General features: G+C 44.2%; 1 protein-coding gene. It reads left to right on the forward strand.

All coding sequences use genetic code 11. The features are described from left to right. Window positions 1-616: 7-cyano-7-deazaguanine synthase QueC (gene queC, locus AB4496_RS24575; RefSeq protein WP_372132422.1), on the forward strand; the 616-nt coding region annotated here is incomplete at both ends.

Below are 616 nucleotides of genomic sequence, written 5' to 3' on the forward strand. Positions count from 1 at the left end.
AAAGAGTATGATGAAGTTCATGCGATTACGTTTGATTATGGTCAGCGCCATAGACTCGAGATCGAAGTTGCTGAGTCATTGTCGAAAGAACTTGGTGTGAAAGCGCACAAAGTAATGGATGTGACTCTGTTGAATGAACTGGCTATCAGCTCTCTGACTCGTGACGATATTCCTGTGTCTCATGAGTTGCAAGAAAATGGGCTGCCGAACTCATTCGTTCCTGGTCGTAATATTCTGTTCTTAACTTTGGCAGGTATTTACGCGTACCAAATCGGCGCTGAAACTGTGATTACTGGTGTGTGTGAAACAGATTTCTCAGGCTACCCTGATTGTCGTAATGATTTTGTGAAAGCGATGAATTCTGCGCTTGTACAGGGCATGGATAAGCAGCTTGATATTAAAACACCGTTAATGTGGTTAAACAAGGCTGAGACATGGGCGTTAGCAGACCAGTACTCAGCACTTGAGCTTGTTAGAAACAAAACACTGACTTGTTACAACGGCATTGTTGGTGATGGTTGTGGCGATTGCCCTGCATGTGAACTGCGTAAAGTTGGCCTTAACGATTACCTAGGTGATCGCGAGGGTATTATGGCTGATTTGGTTCGTAAACAGG

It is taken from the genome of Vibrio sp. 10N.222.46.A1 (assembly GCF_041473595.1).
Lineage (GTDB): Bacteria > Pseudomonadota > Gammaproteobacteria > Enterobacterales > Vibrionaceae > Vibrio > Vibrio tasmaniensis_A.